The organism is Streptomyces europaeiscabiei (genome assembly GCF_036346855.1).
Classification (GTDB): Bacteria; Actinomycetota; Actinomycetes; order Streptomycetales; family Streptomycetaceae; genus Streptomyces; species Streptomyces europaeiscabiei.
Window position 1 is genome coordinate 3,318,522 of the sequence record NZ_CP107841.1, and the last position, 19,588, is coordinate 3,338,109.

13 protein-coding genes and 1 pseudogene are annotated in these 19,588 nt (G+C 70.9%); 11 read left to right on the forward strand and 3 right to left on the reverse strand.

All coding sequences use genetic code 11. The features are described from left to right. Positions 1–53: 53 nt before the first annotated feature. Complete coding sequence (locus OG858_RS14395; RefSeq protein ID WP_328544824.1) at positions 54–1,046, reverse strand: DUF3152 domain-containing protein; 993 nt, start codon at positions 1,044–1,046, stop codon at positions 54–56. A gap of 182 nt (positions 1,047–1,228) precedes the next feature. Here OG858_RS14395 and OG858_RS14400 point away from each other — a divergent pair. Next, a pseudogene (locus OG858_RS14400) lies at positions 1,229–1,714 on the forward strand (MerR family transcriptional regulator); the annotation flags it as partial. A 413-nt stretch (positions 1,715–2,127) separates the two neighbouring features. Here OG858_RS14400 and OG858_RS14405 read toward each other — a convergent pair. After that, a complete protein-coding gene (locus tag OG858_RS14405; protein WP_319259407.1) occupies positions 2,128–2,838 on the reverse strand; it encodes a FadR/GntR family transcriptional regulator in 711 nt (236 codons plus the stop codon). 234 nt (positions 2,839–3,072) lie between these two features. Between OG858_RS14405 and OG858_RS14410 the strand changes: the two genes are divergently transcribed. The 5 genes from OG858_RS14410 (at position 3,073) to OG858_RS14430 (ending at position 9,770) form a co-directional block, all read left to right on the forward strand. Then, positions 3,073–4,506 carry an SLC13 family permease gene (locus OG858_RS14410; protein WP_319064728.1) on the forward strand — a complete coding sequence of 478 codons (1,434 nt, stop codon included), beginning with the start codon at positions 3,073–3,075 and terminating at the stop codon, positions 4,504–4,506. A 52-nt stretch (positions 4,507–4,558) separates the two neighbouring features. Beyond that, the gene (locus tag OG858_RS14415; protein ID WP_327748933.1) at positions 4,559–6,073 is read left to right on the forward strand and encodes an acyl-CoA synthetase; all 1,515 of its coding nucleotides are present in this window, start codon (positions 4,559–4,561) and stop codon (positions 6,071–6,073) included. Beyond that, entirely contained in the window at positions 6,070–7,728 is a 1,659-nt protein-coding gene (locus OG858_RS14420; protein WP_328544823.1) for a carboxyl transferase domain-containing protein, read from the forward strand. Before OG858_RS14415 ends, OG858_RS14420 begins: the two co-directional genes overlap by 4 nt. Before the next feature lie 216 nt (positions 7,729–7,944). Continuing rightward, positions 7,945–8,982, forward strand: coding sequence for a rod shape-determining protein (locus OG858_RS14425; protein ID WP_086750370.1), 1,038 nt, complete (start codon positions 7,945–7,947; stop codon positions 8,980–8,982). Positions 8,983–9,290: 308 nt separating this feature from the next. Further along, positions 9,291–9,770, forward strand: coding sequence for a hypothetical protein (locus tag OG858_RS14430; RefSeq protein ID WP_086750366.1), 480 nt, complete (start codon positions 9,291–9,293; stop codon positions 9,768–9,770). Positions 9,771–9,799: 29 nt separating this feature from the next. Here the strand turns inward: OG858_RS14430 and OG858_RS14435 are convergent, their stop codons facing one another. Continuing rightward, a complete protein-coding gene (locus tag OG858_RS14435; RefSeq protein ID WP_086750371.1) occupies positions 9,800–10,714 on the reverse strand; it encodes a DUF4231 domain-containing protein in 915 nt (304 codons plus the stop codon). A 246-nt stretch (positions 10,715–10,960) separates the two neighbouring features. Between OG858_RS14435 and OG858_RS14440 the strand changes: the two genes are divergently transcribed. The 5 genes from OG858_RS14440 to fxsT all read left to right on the forward strand — a co-directional run bounded on the left by OG858_RS14440 (position 10,961) and on the right by fxsT (position 19,574). Further along, positions 10,961–11,143: a hypothetical protein gene (locus OG858_RS14440; protein WP_328544822.1), complete on the forward strand. Its 183-nt coding sequence runs from the start codon at positions 10,961–10,963 to the stop codon at positions 11,141–11,143. A gap of 109 nt (positions 11,144–11,252) precedes the next feature. After that, the gene (gene fxsBH, locus OG858_RS14445; protein ID WP_319064731.1) at positions 11,253–13,415 is read left to right on the forward strand and encodes a radical SAM/SPASM protein FxsBH, inactivated beta-hydroxylase extension form; all 2,163 of its coding nucleotides are present in this window, start codon (positions 11,253–11,255) and stop codon (positions 13,413–13,415) included. After that, positions 13,408–14,202 carry an aminoglycoside N(3)-acetyltransferase gene (locus OG858_RS14450; protein WP_086750369.1) on the forward strand — a complete coding sequence of 265 codons (795 nt, stop codon included), beginning with the start codon at positions 13,408–13,410 and terminating at the stop codon, positions 14,200–14,202. Before fxsBH ends, OG858_RS14450 begins: the two co-directional genes overlap by 8 nt. Before the next feature lie 99 nt (positions 14,203–14,301). Beyond that, positions 14,302–15,639 (forward strand): TIR-like protein FxsC, encoded by a 1,338-nt coding sequence (locus OG858_RS14455; RefSeq protein WP_319064732.1) that lies wholly within the window; start codon positions 14,302–14,304, stop codon positions 15,637–15,639. Then, a complete protein-coding gene (gene fxsT / locus OG858_RS14460) occupies positions 15,636–19,574 on the forward strand; it encodes an FxSxx-COOH system tetratricopeptide repeat protein (RefSeq protein WP_328544821.1) in 3,939 nt (1,312 codons plus the stop codon). Before OG858_RS14455 ends, fxsT begins: the two co-directional genes overlap by 4 nt. The last annotated feature ends 14 nt before the right edge of the window (positions 19,575–19,588 follow it).

Consider the following 19,588-nt stretch of genomic DNA (forward strand, 5'->3'; position numbering starts at 1 on the left):
CTAACAATCCCGGAAGCCCTGGAGAGAGGGGGTTTCCGCGGGGCCGCTCCCGCTCACGGCACGGAAGGCCCCGTGACGAGGCGGCCCTCGCTGTCGTACGGCCAGACGTTGGGGACGCAGCCCTTCATACCCTTGATCTGCTGCATCATCGCCGGGGCGGGCTTGCCCTCGCCGGGGCAGGTGACGTGGCCGTGGCCGAGGAAGTGACCGACCTCGTGGTTGATGATCAGGGCGCGGTAGGCCTTGACATCCTTGGCGTAGACGGGGGTCGCCCGTTCCCAGCGTTCGAGGTTGACCATGACGTCGTCGCCGACGTTGCAGTTGAACTCGCCGCGGGTGTTCAGCCCGAACCTGCCGCAGACGTCGTCGACGGTGCCGGGGGTCGCGACCTTGACGACGAAGTCGGTGCGGCCGCCGGAGACCCGCTGGAAGGCCGAGTCGCCGTCCGCGGTCCAGCCGCGCGGGTCGGCGAGGATGTCCTCCACCTCCTCGGCGACGTCGGCGGTGGACAGTGACAGGCCCTTCTCCACGTCGACCCGGTAGCGCAGGGGGGTCCCCTTCCCCACCTTGCCGCTGCCGCCGGAGGCCGTGATGAAGGTGCCCGGCCCGGTCCTGGGGATGGTGACCGGCGAACCGCTGGGGGACGACGACCCCGACTTCCCCGGTGCCGAAGCGGACGAGGAGGGCGAGGAGGGCGAGGAGGAAGGGCTGTCGGGGGCGCCGGTGCCGGCACCGGCGGTGGAACCGCCGCTCGGGCCGGGGGAACGCCGCGACCGCTCGGGAGAGGGCTCGGCGGACGCGGTGGCCGCCGCCTCGCCGGCTAACTCCTCGGTGCCGCCGGTCGTCCAGCCCACCGCCGCGAATCCGGCGACACCGAGGGCCGCGACGGCCCCGAGCCCGCCCCACAGGGGCCCCTTCCCCCATCGTGCGGGGCCCTTCCTCCGCCGCCCTGAGCCCTTGGCCGACCCCTGCGCCGCGGCGCGCGCCGAGCCGCTGCGACGGCGGCGGGCGGGGCTACGTGAAGGTGTTGCGTTATGCGCGCTCATGTTCCTTCAGAGTGTGATCGGTATGTGATCGGATGTGGTCGAGTCGATCACGAAACGATAACGCGTGATCGGTATGGCTCCACACCAGCGCTTGACCTGCACCTTCGGTGAAGCCCCAGCATCGAATCCGCAACGAGGAACGGCCAGGCACGGCCAGGACCGACGGGGATTCAGGAAGAGCCATGGAGATGCTGACGATCGGGGCCTTCGCCAAGGCGTGCCGGCCGTCACCGAAGGCACTTCGGCTCTACGACGAGCTGGAGCTGCTCCGGCCCGCCCGGGTCGACCCGGACACCGGCTACCGCTACTACGCCACCGGGCAGCTGGAACAGCCGCGGCTGGTGGCCCGGCTGCGCCGGCTCGGCATGCCGCTGGCCCGTATCCGTACGGTGTGCGCGCCGGCGCCGGGCCCGGCGCCGGGCCCGGCGGCCCGGGAGATACGGGCGTACTGGGCCGGGGTCGAGGCCGAGACGGCGACCCGACGGGACCTGGCGGCCTTCCTCGTGGACCACCTCACCCACCCGTCCGAGGAGGACATCACGATGCTGGAACTCCGTTACGCCGCCGTCTCCGACACCGGCCTGGTCCGCGCCACCAACCAGGACACCGCCTACGCCGACACCCGTGTTCTCGCCGTCGCCGACGGTTTCGGCCCGGCCGGGGCTCCGCGGCACGTCCTCGTTCCACGGTGCCGCCTCGATCTTCACCCGGGCGACCCCGAACCCCGCGGCGCCCAGTCGCCCGGTCCACACCGACGCGGCCACGCGCTGCGCCGACAACCCACCCACGCCGCGCACGGTCAGCATCGGCTGGTCGGGCGTCGCGCCCCGGTCGAGCGCGATCCGCGTGTACTTCACCCGATGGTGCTCCGCCCACCGACGTATCCGGCCCTCGTCTCCGGCCACGGGCCCGGAACCGGCCCCGGAACCGGACACCACCGTCAGATGGATCTCGAACTCCCCGGCGAACTCCCGCACCGCAGCCCCGCATTCCCCCGTGTCCACCTGCCTGCTCCTCGATGGCCGACTGTACTGACCACCACTGACAGGCAAGAGGAGCATCAGCGGCTGCGGGGCCGCGCTCAGGAGGCCGAGTCCCCCGGATCCCAGTCCAGCAGGCGGACCTTCGCGACCGTGCGTACGTGGCGGCACATCGCGGTGGCCGCCTGTTTGGGCTGCTCGGCTGCGATGGCGTCGAGGATCGCCCGGTGCTGGGCCAGGGAACGGCCGGGGCGGCCCGGCTGGCGCAGCGACTCGGTGCGGCTCTCGGCGATCTGGTCGGCGATGGAGCGCATGAACTCGGCGAGCAGACTGCTGTGCGCGGCCGCCGTGACCGCCGCGTGGAAGAGCCGGTCGCCCTCAATACCGTGGCCGTCCCGCTCGATCTCCCCGGCCATGTGCGCGAGCGCGTCCCGCATCGCGGCCAGGTCGTCCTCCGTACGGCGCTCGGCGGCCAGTTCGGCGAGCTTCGTCTCCAACGCCTCGCGGGCCTCCAGCACATCGGGCAGCCGCCGACGCCGTTCGACCATCTCGTCGACGGGCTCGACGTCGAGGCTGTCCCGGACGAGATACGTGCCCCCGCCGTGCCGCGCCTCCACCAGGCCCTGGACCTCCAGCACCACGATGGCCTGCTTGACCGAGGCCCGGCTCACCCCCAGCCGCTGGGCCAGGTCCCGCTCGGGCGGCAGCCGGTCCCCCGCCTTCAGACCGCCCTCGACGACGTACTGACGCAGCCGGTCGAGTACCTGTTCGTAGAGTCGCTGCTTGGCCATGGGGCGCAGGGCGTCGCTCACGGTTCCCCCTCTCGTCCGGGCGTCGCTCGTCGGGAGCGTAACACCGGCGGGCATCAGTGGCCCGGTGGCCAAGTGGCTGAACCAATTTTCGCGCACCCCCTTGACGCCACCGTCGTACGCCCCCACCCTGACCAACCGTAAGTGGCTCAGCCACTCGGCCACTCACCCCGAGTTCTCAGCTCTCCCCCTCAGCCCCTCCCCCAGCCGTTCCGGGACCCACCGACGGGAGCCGGTATGTCACCCGAACTCATCTCGATCCTCGTCCTCGCCGTGGTGTTCGTCATCGCCACGACCCGCTCCGTGAACATGGGCGCGCTCGCCTTCGCCGCCGCCTTCGGCGTGGGCGAACTCGTGGCCGACCTCGACGCGGACGGCATCTTCGCCGGCTTCCCCGGCGACCTGTTCGTCGTCCTCGTCGGCGTCACCTATCTCTTCGCGATCGCCCGCTCGAACGGCACCACCGACTGGCTCGTGCACGCCTCGATCCGGCTCGTACGGGGCCGGGTGGCGCTGATCCCCTGGGTGATGTTCTTCATCACCGGCGCGCTCACGGCGATCGGCGCGGTCAGCCCGGCCGCCGTCGCGATCGTCGCCCCCATCGCCCTCAGCTTCGCCTCGCGCTACGGCATCAGCCCCCTCCTGATGGGCGCGATGGTCGTCCACGGCGCCCAGGGCGGCGGCTTCTCCCCGATCAGCATCTACGGCACGATCGTCAACGGCATCGTCGAACGCGAGAACCTCCCGGGCAACGAGATCGCCCTCTTCCTGACGTCCCTGATCGCCAACCTCGTGATCGCAGGCGTGGTGTTCGTCCTGTTCGGGGGACTGAAGCTGTGGAAGCAACCCGCTCACACAACCGCGGGCAACGACTCCCACCCCGCTGACACAGCTGCGGGCAATCGTGCCGCTGGGGCGATGGGGGTCCCCCCGGTCGAGCGAAGTCGAGAGTGGGGGAGGGTGGGCGCAGCGGCACCTCGAACCGCCGAGCAGCGGACCCCATCCCCGGCCGCCCCCACCCCCGGTACCGCGTCCACCCTCAGCACGGAAACCGCCCCCAGCACGGAGACCACCCTCACCCCCGCCCGCATCGCCACCCTCACCTCCCTCGCCGCCCTGGTCGTCGCAGTCCTCGCCCTCGACCTGGACGCGGGCCTCACCGCGGTGACACTCGCCGCCATCCTCAGCGCCGTCTGGCCGGACGACAGCCGCAAGGCGGTGAGCCAGATCGCCTGGTCCACGGTCCTCCTCATCTGCGGCGTCCTCACCTACGTGGGCGTACTCGACGAGATGGGCACCATCACCTGGGCCGGCGAGGGCGTCAGCGACATCGGCATCCCCCTCCTCGCCGCCGTACTGCTCTGCTACATCGGCGCGATCGTGTCGGCCTTCGCCTCGTCGGTGGGCATCATGGGCGCCCTGATCCCCCTGGCCGTACCGTTCCTGGCACAGGGCGAGATCGGCGCGGTCGGCATGATCGCGGCGCTCGCCGTGTCCGCGACGGTCGTGGACGTGAGCCCCTTCTCCACGAACGGCGCACTGGTCCTGGCCGCCGCACCGGACGTCGACCGCGAGCGTTTCTTCCGCCAGCTGATGATCTACGGAGGGATCGTGGTGGCAGTGGTACCCGCGGTGGTGTGGCTGGTGCTGGTGGTCCCGGGGTTCGGATAGCCACATGTGCGGTAGCGGTACCTCGGACGGCGACAACCAAGGAGTACGAGACGTGTCCCCACTCTTCCCGGCCCTCACCGGCGAAGCCATGACCCCCGAACGCCCCGCCCTGCGCTTCGGCGAACGGTCCCTGACGTACGCGGAACTCGCCGCCGTCACCGACGCCCTGGCGGACCGCGTCAAGGGCGGCGGCCGGGTCGCCGTCTGGGCGACCCCCACGCTGGAGACCGCCGTGGCCGTGGTGGCGGCACTGCGGGCCGGTGTACCCGCCGTACCCCTGAACCCGAAGTCCGGGGAGAAGGAACTCGGGCACATCCTCTCCGACAGCGCACCGTCACTGGTGCTCGCGGCCCCGGGCGACGAACTGCCCGCTCCCGTCCGGGATCTGAAGCGCATCGATGTCGATGTGCGTGATGCGCGCGGTGTGCGCGAGGCCGTCACCACAAGCGGAGGACCGGCCCCCGACGGACGGATCCCAGCCGGCGAACGGGCGGCAGCCGACACCGACGCGGCCCTGATCGTCTACACCTCCGGCACCACCGGCCCGCCCAAGGGCGCCGTCATCCCGCGCCGGGCCATCGCGACCACCCTGGACGCGCTGGCCGACGCCTGGCAGTGGACCGCCGACGACGTACTGGTCCACGCCCTCCCTCTCTTCCACGTGCACGGCCTGATCCTGGGCATCCTGGGCCCGCTGCGACGCGGCGGCTCGGTCCGCCACCTCGGCAGGTTCGACACGACCGCGGTGGCACAGGAGCTGTCGGCCGGCGCGACGATGCTGTTCGGCGTCCCGACGATGTACCACCGCATCGCGGAGACCCTGCCCACCGACCCGGAACTGGCGAAGGCACTCGGCCGTGCCCGCCTCCTCGTCTCCGGCTCGGCCGCGCTGCCGGTGCACGACCACGAACGGATCGCGGCGGCCACCGGACGCCGGGTGATCGAGCGGTACGGCATGACGGAGACCCTCATGAACACCAGCGTCCGCGCCGACGGCGAACCCCGCGCCGGCGCGGTCGGACTCCCGCTGCCGGGCGTGGAGTTGAGACTGGTCGAGGACGACGGCACCCCCCTCACCGCGTACGACGGCGAGTCGGTCGGCGAGATCCAGGTACGCGGCCCGAACCTCTTCACCGAGTACCTCAACCGCCCCGACGCGACCGCCGCCGCGTTCACCCCCGACGGCTGGTTCCGCACCGGCGACATGGCCGTCCGCGACCCCGACGGCTACGTACGCATCGTCGGCCGCAAGGCCACCGACCTCATCAAGAGCGGCGGCTACAAGATCGGCGCGGGCGAGATCGAGAACGCGCTCCTGGAACACCCCGGGGTACGGGAAGCCGCCGTCACGGGCGAACCGGACCCCGACCTCGGCGAACGCGTGGTCGCCTGGATCGTCCCGACGGACCCGCAGTCCCCGCCCCCGGCACCCGAGTTGGCGACCCACGTCGCCACCCACCTCTCCCCCCACAAGCGCCCCCGAACCGTCCACTACCTCTCCGCCCTCCCCCGCAACGACATGGGCAAGATCATGAAGCGAGCGCTGAAGGCGGATGAGGACGGATGAGTGACCGACGCCGCTCGGCCCGCGAGGCCATCGCCCTCCTGACCGACGACTTCACGGAACTCCCCACGCCCCCACGGGACTACGCCCCCGACGGCCCCCTCACCTGGCACGGCTACGACACCTCCCGTGCCCGCGCCGCGGAGCGCACCGGGGAGGAGGAGTCGGTGGTGTGGGGACGCGCGGTGATCGGCGCCAGGACGGCGAGGACGGTGAGGACGGCGAGCTCGACGGAGACCGAGGTGATCGGCACCGGCACGGCAGTCGGGGTGGCGCCACCGGGGACGTCCGCCGAGCCTCGGCAGCGCGGCGAGGCAGAGGCGCCGTCGAGGCTCCCCACCTCCACGGCGGCCGTACTGATCTCCTTCGAGTTCGGCTTCCTCGGCGGCTCGCTCGGCGAACGCACCGGCGACCGCCTGGAGGCGGCGTACACCTACGCCCGTGAGCACCGCCTGCCGGTCGTCGCCCTGGTCGCGACCGGCGGCAGCCGCATGCAGGAAGGTATGCGCGCCCTCACCCAACTCCAGCGCGTGGCACGCGAGTCGGCGCTGACGAGGGAGGCCGGACTGCCCCAGATCGCGGTTCTCCGCGACCCCACGACGGGCGGCGGCTGGGCCACCCTCGGCGCCGGCGCCGACATCGTCCTCGCCCTTCCCGACGCCCAGGTCGGCTTCGCCGGCTCCCGAGTCCGCCCACCCGACGCGGACCCGACGGCGTACACGGCCGAGTCCCAGGTGGCGGCGGGCTCGGTCGACGCGGTGGTCCACCCGGACGACCTGCGCGACACGCTGGCCCTCTGGCTGACCCTCCTGACCGCCCCCTCCACGACCCCGGCACCTCCACCCCACGCCCTCCCACCGCACGGCGCCCCCGACGAGGGTCGCGGGCCCTCAAGGGGTGCGGGACCGTACCCATCTGCGACTCCGCCGCAGGGCGCGACCAGCCACAACGCACCCTCGGCCGCCGACGGACCGCTCCCCCCGCCCCCCACGGCGCCCCTCCTCCCCACCACCGGCTGGGAAGCCGTACAACGCGCCCGCTCCCCCCGACGTCCCCGCGCCGAGGCCTACTTGGACGCCTACTTCACCCACCGCACGGCCATCAGCGGGGACCGCGCCGGCGGCACCGATCCCGGCATGCTGTGCGGCTTCGGCGAACACGAGGGCCGGACCGTCGCCTACGCCGCCCAGTGCGGCACCCCGACCCGCCCGGCGGGCTACCGCACCGCCGCCCGCCTGATCCGCCTCGCCGACCGCCTGGGCATCCCCGTCCTGACCCTCGTCGACACCCCCGGCGCCGCGAACGACGCCGAGGCCGAACGGCAGGGCGCGGGCCCCGCCATCGCCGACCTCTTCACCACCGTCACCACCGCCCGCACCCCCCTCACCACCCTCCTCATCGGCGAGGGCGGCTCGGGCGGCGCCCTCGCCCTCGCCGCCCCCGACAACACCTGGGCCACCCCGGACAGCTACTTCTCGGTGATCGCCCCGGAACTGGCGGCGGCGATCCTCAAACGGCCCGAGAGGCTGACGCGGGCAACGGCGGACGAGCTCCGCGTACGACCACAGGATCTGGTGGAGCTGGGGGTCGTACGGGAGGTCGTACGGGAGATACCACGGCGGGCCGCCGAACCCGGGGCGACGCGCTCACGCGACTGACGGCCGCCCTCGGCCCACCCCGCCCGATCCCGCCCGGCCCGGCCGTTCCCGCCTGACCTCCCGTCACAGGACCACCCGTCCAGCCGCACCCCCACCCGGCCCACCCCAACAGGCACCACGCCGCCACCCCCCGCACGATGCAGAGGGAACCAGGGAACCGCCGACCGGCGGCGGTCCGCACGGTCCGTGCCTTCGGGAGGATCCGCAATGACCGCGATGACCGCCAGTCTGGAGCAGCTGCGCCGCTGCCACTTCGGCGTCGACCTCGGAGCCGCCCGGACCCGGGTGTATGTGAAGGGCGCCGGCCTGGTCGTGGACCAGCCGAGCGTGGCCGCCGTGAACACCCGGACGGGCGCGCTGATCGCGGTCGGGGAGTTCGCGGAGAGGATGATGGGCCGAACGCCCGACTACATCCGGGTCGTACGGCCCGTCTCCGGCGGCACGGTGGTCGACATCGAGATGGCCCAGCGCATGCTCCGCCAGCTCCTGGGTGACAGGGTCCGCCGCAACCTGCGCCGCAAACCCGTCCTGCGCGCCGCCGCGTGCACCCCGCACGGCGCGGACCCGCTCGCCCAGCGCGCCACGATCGAGACCCTCGTGGGCCTCGGCGCCCGCCGTGTGGAACTGGTCGACACGCTCATCGCGGCGGCCGTCGGCTGCGGACTGCCGGTCGAGCAGCCCGAGGCCACGATGATCATGGTCTGCGGGGCGGGGGCGACCGAGCTCGCCGTCCTCTCCCTCGGCTCGGTGGTCAGCGCCGTACGCATCCCCGTCGGCGGCGAGGCCATCGACCACGCGATCGTGCAGCACCTGCGCCTGAGGCACGAGCTGACACTGCCCAGCCAGTCCGTACGACCGCTCCAGCTCGCTCTCTCCGGCAACGGCCTCACCCCGCACGGCCCCGCCTCCACCGAGATCCACGGCCTCGACGTGGCGACCGGGCTCGCCCGCTCCGTCCAGGTGGACACCGCGGCCGTACGCGACGCCATCCAGACCCCGCTGACCGCCGTGGTCGACGGCATCGGCAAGGTGCTGCGGGACTGCCCGCCCGACCTGGTGGCCGACCTCGCCGACCGCGGCATCATGATGGTCGGCGGCAGCGCCCTCCTCCCCGGCTTCGACCAGATGCTCCGCCACGCCACCGGCATGCCGGTGGGCATCGCCGAACGCCCCGACGTCTGCGCCGCCCTCGGCATCGGCGCCATGCTGGAGGGCCGCATCGCACCCATCAGCCTGGACCCGGTGAGCGACTGACCGACAACCCCGCACAGCCGCCCCCGGGCAACCCCCTGCGAACACTTCTCCGAACAGCTCTCCGAACAGCCTTCTGAACAACTCTCCGGGCATTCCCCGCGCGCATTCCTCCGAGCATTCCCACACGAGTGGCAGCACCCGGAGCACGCAGGGGCGGCCGGCACCACGGCGGTCACCCGGCGGTCGCCCCCGTGAGCCCGCGACGCCCCACCGAACGCCCGTACGCATCGTTCTCGCCGAAGTCCCCCGACGCTAGGGTTACTTGGAGGAACGCGGCCACGGAGGTGAGCACACGGATGCCAGGGCCCGTGACCCGCATCGGTATCACCGGACATCGGGAGATCCCGGAAGCCGTGCTCTCCGCCGTCCGCTCGGGCATCCGGGCGGAGTTACGAGGCCGCCCCGCCACCACCCGGGCCCTCAGCAGCCTCGCCGCCGGCGCCGACCAGCTCTTCGCGGAGATCGCCCTCGAAAGCGGCATGCGGCTGGCCGCCGTGATCCCCGGCATGGACTACGAGGCCCACCTCGGCGACGACGAGGTCCGGGCCACCTACCGCCGGCTCCTCAAGTGCTCCGGCGAACGCGTCGAACTGCCGCGCGAACGCACCCACGAGGAGGCGTACTACGCGGCCGGCCGCTACATCGTCGACCACGCGGACCGCATGATCGCCATCTGGGACGGCGCCCCGTCCCGCGGCCTCGGCGGTACGGCGGACATCGTCGGCTACGCCCACCTCACAGGCGTCCCGGTGACGGTGCTGTGGAGTCCGGGCGTACGCCGCGCCTGACCTGAGCGCCCCACTCCTCCGCCGTCCCGTCAGGACCCGAACCGCGCCAGCCAGTCCGTGTGCTGCGGCGAGACCAGCCGCTCCGCCTCCGCGACCGCGTCGGCCCAGCCGTCCTCCCGGACGGTGGTGCTCATGGCGACGCGCAGGGTCTCCAGGTCCTGTTCGACGAGCTTGTGCGCGTATGTCAACGGCCGGTGCCGCCGGACCTCCTGCCAGGCCACGCCCGCCGCGGCCGCGGCGCTCAGGACTCCGGTCGGATCCCAGCGGCCCTCGATCAGCCCGCCGGCCCTGAGCACGGCGGCGAGCAGCGCCAACAGCGTCAGAAAGGTCGTCGTGCCCGACCAGCGCACGGACGCGCGGTGCCCCTGCCCGGACTTGCTGCCGTACCACGCGAGTTGCTCCATGACCCGGTCGCGGAGATAGATGTCGCGCCGCGACGCGAGCGGCTTGGCACGCACCGCACGCATCATCGGCGTGATCTGCCCGAGCCCCCGTTCGGCCGCATCCTCGCGCGGATCGTCCCAGCCCACCTTGCGCAGTTCGCTGAGCCGCTCCTCCAGCCGTTCGGCGAACAGCGCCTCGGGGTTGACGAGCCGTGACGGGAACGGCCCGCCATGAACCATGAACTGCCAGGACAGCGACTTGACCACCTCGGCAGCGGCCCGATGAGCCTGCCACTGCGCCCGAGCACGGCGCCGGGAGGCGTAGACGCCGATCCCTACCGTCAGGGCGTAGAGCACCGCCGCGACGGCGGACGGCACCCGGCTCCCCATCCGTTCCGCCAGTGAAGCGGTCGCGGTCGCGAGGAGCAGGACGACCAGTTGTTTACGGACCACCTTGAAGGATTCGCCCTGATGGGTCACCGCCTTCTCATCGCACACACGGAACAACGGGGGCAGATCTCGATCACTCACCGTAGTGCTGGGGCCGGGCGTCGCAGCCATGCACACCTCGTACGGATACCGGAAAGCCGACGGGACGGTCATGCTCTCGTCAATCTTGAATATGCGCCAGGCCGCCTGTGGGGGAACAGGCACCCTTTACCCTCGGAGGCGTGCGTGGTATAGGGCGTGCATGATAGAACCATGCCCTACGCTGTCGTCCGAACCTCAATGACCAGGCCCTTGCCACGGGATCTCGTCGGCCAGGGGCTGATGACGCATTGGTCACCTGAGGAGGACGAGAAATCCATGAACGTTCCGGGCACGAAGCCGATCCGCCGACCGGGCGCGACTCGACCGGCCACCAAGCGGACGGCCCTACTCGCGACGATCGACACGCGTGAGCTCCGCATCCAGCGGTCCACCGGTCGAGTGACCGAGGTTCGCGAGTCGCGCCCCGCCGGTACGGGCGAGTTCAACTCGTCCATCTAGTCCCCGAGCACCAGCACCGCACCCGAGGTCCCAACCTCCTTGATCATCAAGGGGGTTGGGATCTCGCGCTGCCTCCGGAGGCAGCCTTCGGCGCGTACACTCCGGGAAAGTGACGGACTCCCGCAGCCAGCGAACGATCCAGCAGCTGGTCCTCAAGGTGCACAGCCGCTGTGACCTGGCATGCGACCACTGCTATGTGTACGAACACGCCGACCAGAGCTGGCGTGGGCGGCCGGTCGTGATCGCCGAGGCGACCCTCGGCCAAGTGGCCCGTCGGCTCGCCGAATACGCGGTGAAAAGCGAGCTGAAATCCGTCGCCGTGATTCTGCACGGTGGAGAACCGCTGCTCGCCGGGCCGGCCCGGCTGAGACAGATGTGCGCCGAACTCACCCGCGTATTGACCCCGGTCACGACGTTGGATCTGCGCATTCACACGAATGGCGTACAGCTCGGCAGGCGGCACCTGGAAGTGTTCCGGGAATTCGGTGTGAAGGTGGGAATTTCCCTCGACGGTGACCGTGCCGCGAATGACCGTCACCGGCTGGACCGCCGAGGTCGCAGCAGTTACGACCGGGTGCTGCGGGCGGTCGAGCTCCTGCGTCTGCCCGCGTACCAACACCTCTTCCAGGGCCTGCTGTGCACCGTGGACGTGGCCAACGACCCGGTCGCGGTGCACGATGCGCTGACGGCCCTCGAACCACCCCGGATCGACTACCTGCTCCCGCATTCGACCTGGGACAGCCCCCCTCCCGGCCACGGCCACGGAACGGTCTACGCCGACTGGCTGCTGAAGGTCTTCGACCGCTGGGAAGAACAGGGGCGGCCCATGCCGGTCAGGACGTTCGACTCGGTGCTCAGCACCCTGCGCGGCGGCCCCAGCCTCACCGAGGCACTGGGGCTCGCCCCGTCCGACCTGGCGGTGATCGAGACCGACGGCACCTTCGAACAGGCCGACTCGCTCAAGACGGCGTACGCGGGCGCCCCCGCCACCGGCTACGACGTCTTCCAGCACGGTTTCGCGGAATTCGCCGAGCATCCCGGTGTCCGGGCCCGCCAATTGGGTATCTCCGGCGTCAGCGAGACCTGCCGTCGTTGCCCGGTCGTGAAGTCCTGCGGCGGTGGCCTCTACGCCCACCGCTACAGCAGCGAGTCGGGCTTCGACAATCCCTCGGTCTTCTGCTCCGACCTCCGGGGCCTGGTGGAGGGCATCGCCGAGCGGATCACCGAGCGCACACTGCACCCCGCGGTCACCGATGCCGAGGAACTCCGGTCGGCGCAACTGAAGCTGGACCGGGAACTGCTGGCCCTGGTGAACGCCTCGCTGGCGGGCGATCCCGACTGGGACGCGGCCTGGCAGGTACTGGTCCGGCTGGACTCCGAGGGCGCCTCCGCCGCGCACCTCGACACCGTCCTCGGCCACCCGTATCTGCGTGCCGTGCTGCGCCGCTGCCTGGACGGACCCGCCGACCTCCCCCAACTGATGGCGACGGCCACGGCCGCCGCCGTGCTGGCGGAGACGGACGCCACCCTCGGCTGGCACCAACCGGGCCGGGACCTCTACCTCCCGACCCTCGGCACCCTGCGGCTCTCCGCACCCGGGCGGGTCGAGTGTGCGGTCACGCCGGACGGACTGCAGGTGACCGGCACGGACCAAGGCGGCAGCGAACTCGCCTTCGCATGGCAGCCGTTGACCACAACGGAACTCACCGACGGACCGCCGCTGCTCCTCGATGACGCCCACCCGTACCGCGACTGCTACCCGGTACCGGTCGCGGCTCCGCTGAGCCCCGGCGACCTCGCGCTCTTCGGTAAACGACTCCGCGCCGTGTACGACGCACTGGACGAACGCGAGCCGGGCTGGCGGCAGGGCTCCGACGCGTTCCTCGGCACCACGGTCACCCCCCTGGCACCGGGCACCGGGCTACGGCTGGGGACGAACGCACCGGGTGCACTGGGGGTGGCCGTCGACTTCGAACCCGAGGCGCTGATCCGTGAACTGCCGCTGCTGGGAAGGCGGTCCAGGCTGCTCGCCCTGCGCCAGGTCGCCGACCTGAACGTGCCCGGCACCGGCGCGGGACAGCTCCTCGACGAGGTGAGCGAGGCCATCGGCCGGGCGAACGCCTCTACGGACCGTGGCACCGTCACCGAGGAACTGCGGAACGCCCGCCGCGCCCTGGACCGTCTCGCCGCCCTTCCTCTCGCTCAACTCACCAAGACCGGCGCACACTTGGCTGAGGAACTACGAAGGGAATGGGTATCGCTGCATGGCTGACGCCACTGGACCGCAGGGCCTCTCCGCCCGTCTCCAGGACCACTTGGCCGAGTTGGGCGTCCGTCCCGGCGGCGTCCTGATGGTGCACTCCTCACTGAGCGGCACCGGCCTCGCCCCCACAGCCGTACGCGACGCGCTGCTGCGTGCAGTCGGCCCCGACGGCACGCTGGTCGTACCCGCCTTCACCCCGGAGAACTCCGACACCTCCCGCGAGTACCACGCGTTCACGGAGGGCATGACCGAGCGGGAGAAGGCCGAGTTCCGGGCGGCGATGCTCCCGTTCGAGAAGGACGCCACGCCCTGCCCGACGATGGGCGCGCTCGCCGAATGCGTGCGCACCACGCCGGGGGCGGTGCGCAGCGCCCACCCGCAGACCTCCTTCGCCGGACTCGGCCCCCGCGCGGCGGAACTGCTCGCCGACCACGATCCGCACTGTCACCTCGGTGAACGGTCCCCGATGGCTTCGCTCTACGCGGCGGACGCCCAGATACTCCTGCTGCGTGTGGGGTTCGAGGTGTGCACCGCCTTCCACCTCGCCGAGTACCGGACGGTCCCGACCCCGTCGACGCGGACGTACCGCTGCGTGCTGGAGGAGAAGGGCAACTGGGTCGAGTACGAGGATCTCGATCTGTTCGACGGGGACTTCGGGGAGATCGGGGCACGGTTGCCGCGTGAGCTGGTCGGTCAGCGGGAATGGGTGGGGAAGCCCGTTCTCCTCATGGACATGCGCGTCGCTGTCGACACCGCCGAACGGATGATGTCCGGATATCGCATTGAAATGACGTGAAACAAGCCATGCTGTCATGGGGGTGGTCGGGCACATTGTTGGTTCCGGCCAGATGACTCTCCGGCGGGGGAACTGAGGGCATCGACAGGCGGGGGGCGCGTGAACAGACATGTACGAGGGCGAGGCGCACCGGACAACCGGCCCTATTTCTTTCTGAGTTATGCCCACACTCCGTCCGGTCCCGACAACGGAGATCCGGACCACTGGGTGTACACGCTCTACAAGGACCTGTGCGCCGACATCCTGGCCATCACGGATCTGCCGGCGGGCACGCCCCCGGGCTTCATGGACCGGGAGATGCGCTCGGGAGAGGGCTGGCCGGTCCGCCTCAGCGACAACCTGGCGCACTGCCGGGTGTTCGTGCCGCTGTACTCCCCGCGGTATTTCAGCAGTGAGGCCTGTGGCCGGGAGTGGTTCGCCTTCAGCGACCGAATACGCCAGGCCCGGGACGCCGGCGCAGGGGACATCCCGGCGATCGTCCCGGTGCTGTGGAGCCGCGTCGGTATGGACCGGCTGCCCGAGTCCGTGCGCCACCTCCAAGTGGAACGCAACGCGTTCGGCGAACGCTATCTGGACCATGGGATCTACGGGTTGATCAAGCTCAAGCGACTGCGGGACGAGTACGACGAAACAGTGTTCATGCTCGCCCAGCGCATTGTGGAGGTCGCGGAGGAGTCGCCGCTGCCGTCGAGCACCCCCCGGCCGTTCGAGTCCACGCCCAGTGCCTTCGCGCCACCCGGCGACGGCCCCCGCCGCATCCACCTCACCGTGGCGGCACCGGCCCGTCACATCGTCCCGGAGTCCCGGAAGGACGGCCGGTACGGCGAGAACGCCCTGCACTGGAACCCCTACAACGACGAGACACCGCGCCCCATCGCCGCACTGGCGGAGGAACTGATCAGGTCGCTGGACTACCGGATCACCGTGTCCGACTTCGACAACGAGGATCCGACCACCGACGACCTCACGGCCGGCGGGCCCGACGCACACCCCGGGCCCGAGGACGCCGAGCCCGACCACCCCGCGATCCTGCTGGTCGACTGCTGGGCGGTCCTCGACGAGGACCGTCGGCGCAGGCTCAAGGCGTTCGACGCGAACGCCCGCCCCTGGGTCGGCGCGATCGTCCCCTGGAACCACACCGACCAGGAATGCCATGGCGCGGAAGGACGACAGGTCAAGGCGAAGCTGGAACGCACCCTCCCGCTGATCCTGGAGCGGGGGCGCCGGACCGACTGCCGGATCGCGGCCAACGGGGTGCCCACGCTCCAGATGTTCACCGACGTGCTGCCGGCGCTGGCGGCGCACACGACCCGGCAGTACCTCAGGCACGCTCAGGCACATCCGCCCGAGGGTCCACAGCTGCCGCAGCCACGTCTCATGGGCCCCACCTACCCGCAGCAGCCCGCCGCGGGTTCCGACCACGGAGGAGAAGCATGACGGCCGGGCAGCGTGGACGGATCATCACCTTCTATTCGTACAAGGGTGGTACGGGCCGCACGATGGCCCTGGCCAACACGGCGTGGATCCTCGCCGCGAACGGCAAGCGGGTCCTGACCGTCGACTGGGACCTGGAGGCACCGGGTCTCCACCGCTTCTTCGAGCCGTTCCTGGACCCCAACGTGCTCTCCGCCACCTCGGGCGTGATCGACATCATCACCGAGTACTGCTGGGCCGCGACCACCGGCGGCCCGCGTTCCGGCCCCTGGCACCGGGACTACGCCCGCGTCGAGGACCACGCCATCTCGCTCGCTCCCGAGCGCCTCAACCTGTCCTTCCCCGGCGCCGGTTCGCTGGACTTCCTGTCGGCCGGCCGGCAGAACCGCGAGTACTCGGCGACGGTGTCGTCCTTCGAGTGGGACAACTTCTACGAGCGGCTGGGCGGCGGCCTGTTCCTGGACACGCTCCGCGACGACATGAAGTCCTCGTACGACTACGTCCTCATCGACAGCCGGACGGGGCTGTCCGACAACGCGGACATCTGCACCATCCAGATGCCCGATGTGCTGGTCGACTGCTTCACACTCAGCGGTCAGGCACTGGACGGCGCGGCCGCCGTGGCGCACAGCGCGGAGAAGGGCTACGGCAAGCGGTGGATCCGGGTGCTGCCCGTACCGATGCGTGTCGACGAGGCCGAGAAGGAGAAGGCCGACGCGGGGCGGGCGCTGGCCCGGCTGAAGTTCGAGGGGCTGCCCAAGGGGATCGACAGCGAGGACCTGACGCCCGAGGACCTGAACACGTACTGGGGCAAGGTCGAGATCCCCTACCGCCCCTATTACGCCTATGAAGAGACCCTCGCGACCGTCGGCGACAAGAGCGGCAACGCCAACTCGCTGCTGTCCGCCTTCGAACGCCTCACGTCGGTGCTCTCCGACGGAGAGGTCACCCAGCTGCCGCCGATACCCGAACAGGTGCGGCTCCGTTGCCTGGAGGCGTTCACCCGGCAGCTGCCGCAGACGCAGGCGGTGGAGGTCCTGGTGGTCCACGCGGCGGAGAACCGTATGTGGGCCGAGTGGGTGGAGGGCGTACTCAAACGGTCCGGCTGCCGCGTCACCCTGCACGACGTGACCAGTGGCCCGCCGGAACCCCCCGCCCCGGACACCCGCGTTCTCGTCCTGCTGTCGCACGCCTTCGACAAGTCCCGCCATGCGGACGCGGTCCGCCAGGTCTTCAGCAGGGCCGTCCAGAACGCCCCGGCCGCCGTGCCGGCCCTGGCCCGCGTCGAAGAGGTCCGGCCGACCGGCACCTACACCGATGTGGTGGACCTGCACCGGCTCGGCGAGGTGGACGGCGCCGACGGGCTCCACGAGGTCCTGCGTCTGCGGGCCGAGCCCGTCACCACCGGAGGGTCGGACCCCCGGTACCCGGGCCGGGCGCCCGACATCTGGGACGCGCCCCAGCGCAACACCACGTTCACCGGCCGCAGCGTGATCCTCGATCAGCTGCGGGAACAGCTCCGCGGTGGCATCTCCGTCGTACTGCCGCGTCCCCAGGCCCTGTTCGGGCTCGGTGGTGTCGGCAAGACACAGGTGGCGCTGGAGTACGTGCACCGGTTCATGGCCGACTACGACCTGGTGTGGTGGATCTCCGCCGAGCACATCGACAACGTCGTGGCCTCGCTGGCCGCGCTCGGCGCCCGGATCGGCGCCCCCGGTGGTGACGACATGGCCCTGGCCTGTCAGGAGGCCGTACGCATGCTGGGCCGGGGCGTGCCGACGAGGCGTTGGCTGCTGGTCTTCGACAATGCCGACAACCCCGAGGAACTCACCCGCTACTTCCCGACGGGCGGCGGCGGGCACATCCTCGTCACCTCGCGGAATCAGGCCTGGGCTCAGCAGGGTGCGTCACTGCCCGTCGACGTGTTCCTCCGCCAGGAGAGCGTGGAACACCTCTCCCTGCGGGCGCCCGGCCTGAGCCCCGAGGAAGCCGACCGGGTGGCGGAGGCGGTGGGCGATCTCCCGCTCGCCGTGGAACAGGCGGCGGCCTGGCTCGCCGAGACGGCCACACCGATCGAGGAGTATCTCAGCGAGCTCGCCGAACAGACCACTCATGTCCTCGACCTCAACCAGCCCACCGACTACCCCACGACGGTGGCCGCGACCTGGAACATCTCCATCACCCGGCTGCAGGAACGTTCTCCTGCCTCGGTACGGCTGCTGCAGCTGTGCGCGTTCATGGCCCCCGAGCCGATATCGTCCCGCCTGCTCTACAGCAAGGAGATGCGCGACGAGCTGCGAAAGGTGGACCCCGCTTTTCAGGAGAGCCTGATGGTGGGCCGGGCCATCAGCGAGATCGCCCGCCTCGCCCTCGCCAAGGTCGACCAGGTCAGCAACAGCGTCCAGATCCACCGGCTGGTGCAGGCGGTCATCCGCTCCCAGCTCACCGAGGAGGAGCAGCGCCACGCCCGGCACGTCGTCCACACCGTTCTCGCGGGCGCCCGGCCCGACGACGACGAACCCACCGACAACCCCGGGGACTGGCCGCGCTTCGAGGTGATCTGGCCGCACCTGCGCGCCGCGGACGTCCGGAACTGCTCGGAGGTCGAACCCCGCCGTCTGCTCATCGACCGCGTTCGGTACATGTGGAAGCGCGGGGACTTCCCGGGTGCTCAGCGCCTCGCCGACGATCTGCTGGTGCACTGGAAGCCCCAGTTGGGCGAGAACCACCGGCAGTACCTGTATCTGCGCTGCCAGCTCGCCAACGTGCTGCGCTCCCAGGGGCGTTATGTGGAGGCCGAGAAGATAGACAGGGATCTGCTGGACCGTCAGCGCCGGGTCCTCGGGCCTTCGGACGCGCACACGTACATCACCACATCGTCCCTCGCCAGCGACTACGCGGCCCTGGGTGAGTACAGCAAGGCGGAGAGGCTGGCCCGCGAAGCACGCGAGGGGTTCAGCCGCACCTTCTACCCGGCGCACCCCAGGACGCTCAGCGCGGCGAACAACCTGGCGCTGGCACTGCGCATGGTCGGCCGCTACGACGACGCCCGGGACATCGACCAGGACACGTACAACCGCCGCAAGGACGTGCTCGGACCCGATCACCCCTACACCCTCTCGTCGGCCTCCAGCCTCGGCCGGGACCTGCGCGAAGTCGGCCACTACACCGACTCGGTGAAGCTGTTGGCGCAGGCGTACGAGGCTCACAAGCGCGTGCTCGGCAAGGACTTCCCCGGCACTCTCAGCTGTGCGAAGTCGCTGGCGGTGTCTCTGCGGCGGGCGGGTGAGTTCAAGGACGCCCACCGTCTGACGCAGGCGACCCGCGACCAGTACCACGCCCAGTACGACGCCCACACCCCCGACTCGCTCGCCTGCGACCTGAACCTGGCGGCCGACCTGTACGCCGCCGACAAGCGGGAAGAGGCCCGGCGGATCGCGCTGGAGGCGCTGGCCGAGTACCGGAAGGTACCGGGCGAGGAACACCCGTACACCCAGGCCGCACTGAACAACCTGGGCGTCTACCACTGGGCCTGCGGGGACGCGGAGGAGGCGACAGCGGTGTTCCTGCGGGTGATGGTCCGCATGGCCGAGGTGCTGGGCGACCAGCATCCGCACACACTCTTCTGCCGCACCAACTACGCGAACGTGCTGGCCGAGCAGGGCCGCCCGGAGGAGGCGTGGGTCCTGGAGGAGCCGAACCGCGACGCCCTCCGGGGGGTTCTCGGCGAACAGCATCCGGAGGCCCTGGCCGTGGTCGCCAACTCCACGCTGACGCTGCGCGCGCTGGGCCGGGTGGCGGAGGCGGACCGCCTCCGCGACGAGGTGGTCGCCGAACTCGTCAAACAGAGAAGGCAGTTGGGAGAGGGCAGCGGCGTCACTCACCTGGTGGCGCAGGGCCGACGGGTGTACCGCGACCTGGAGCCGCTGGCGGTGTGACGGTCGCCTTGGAG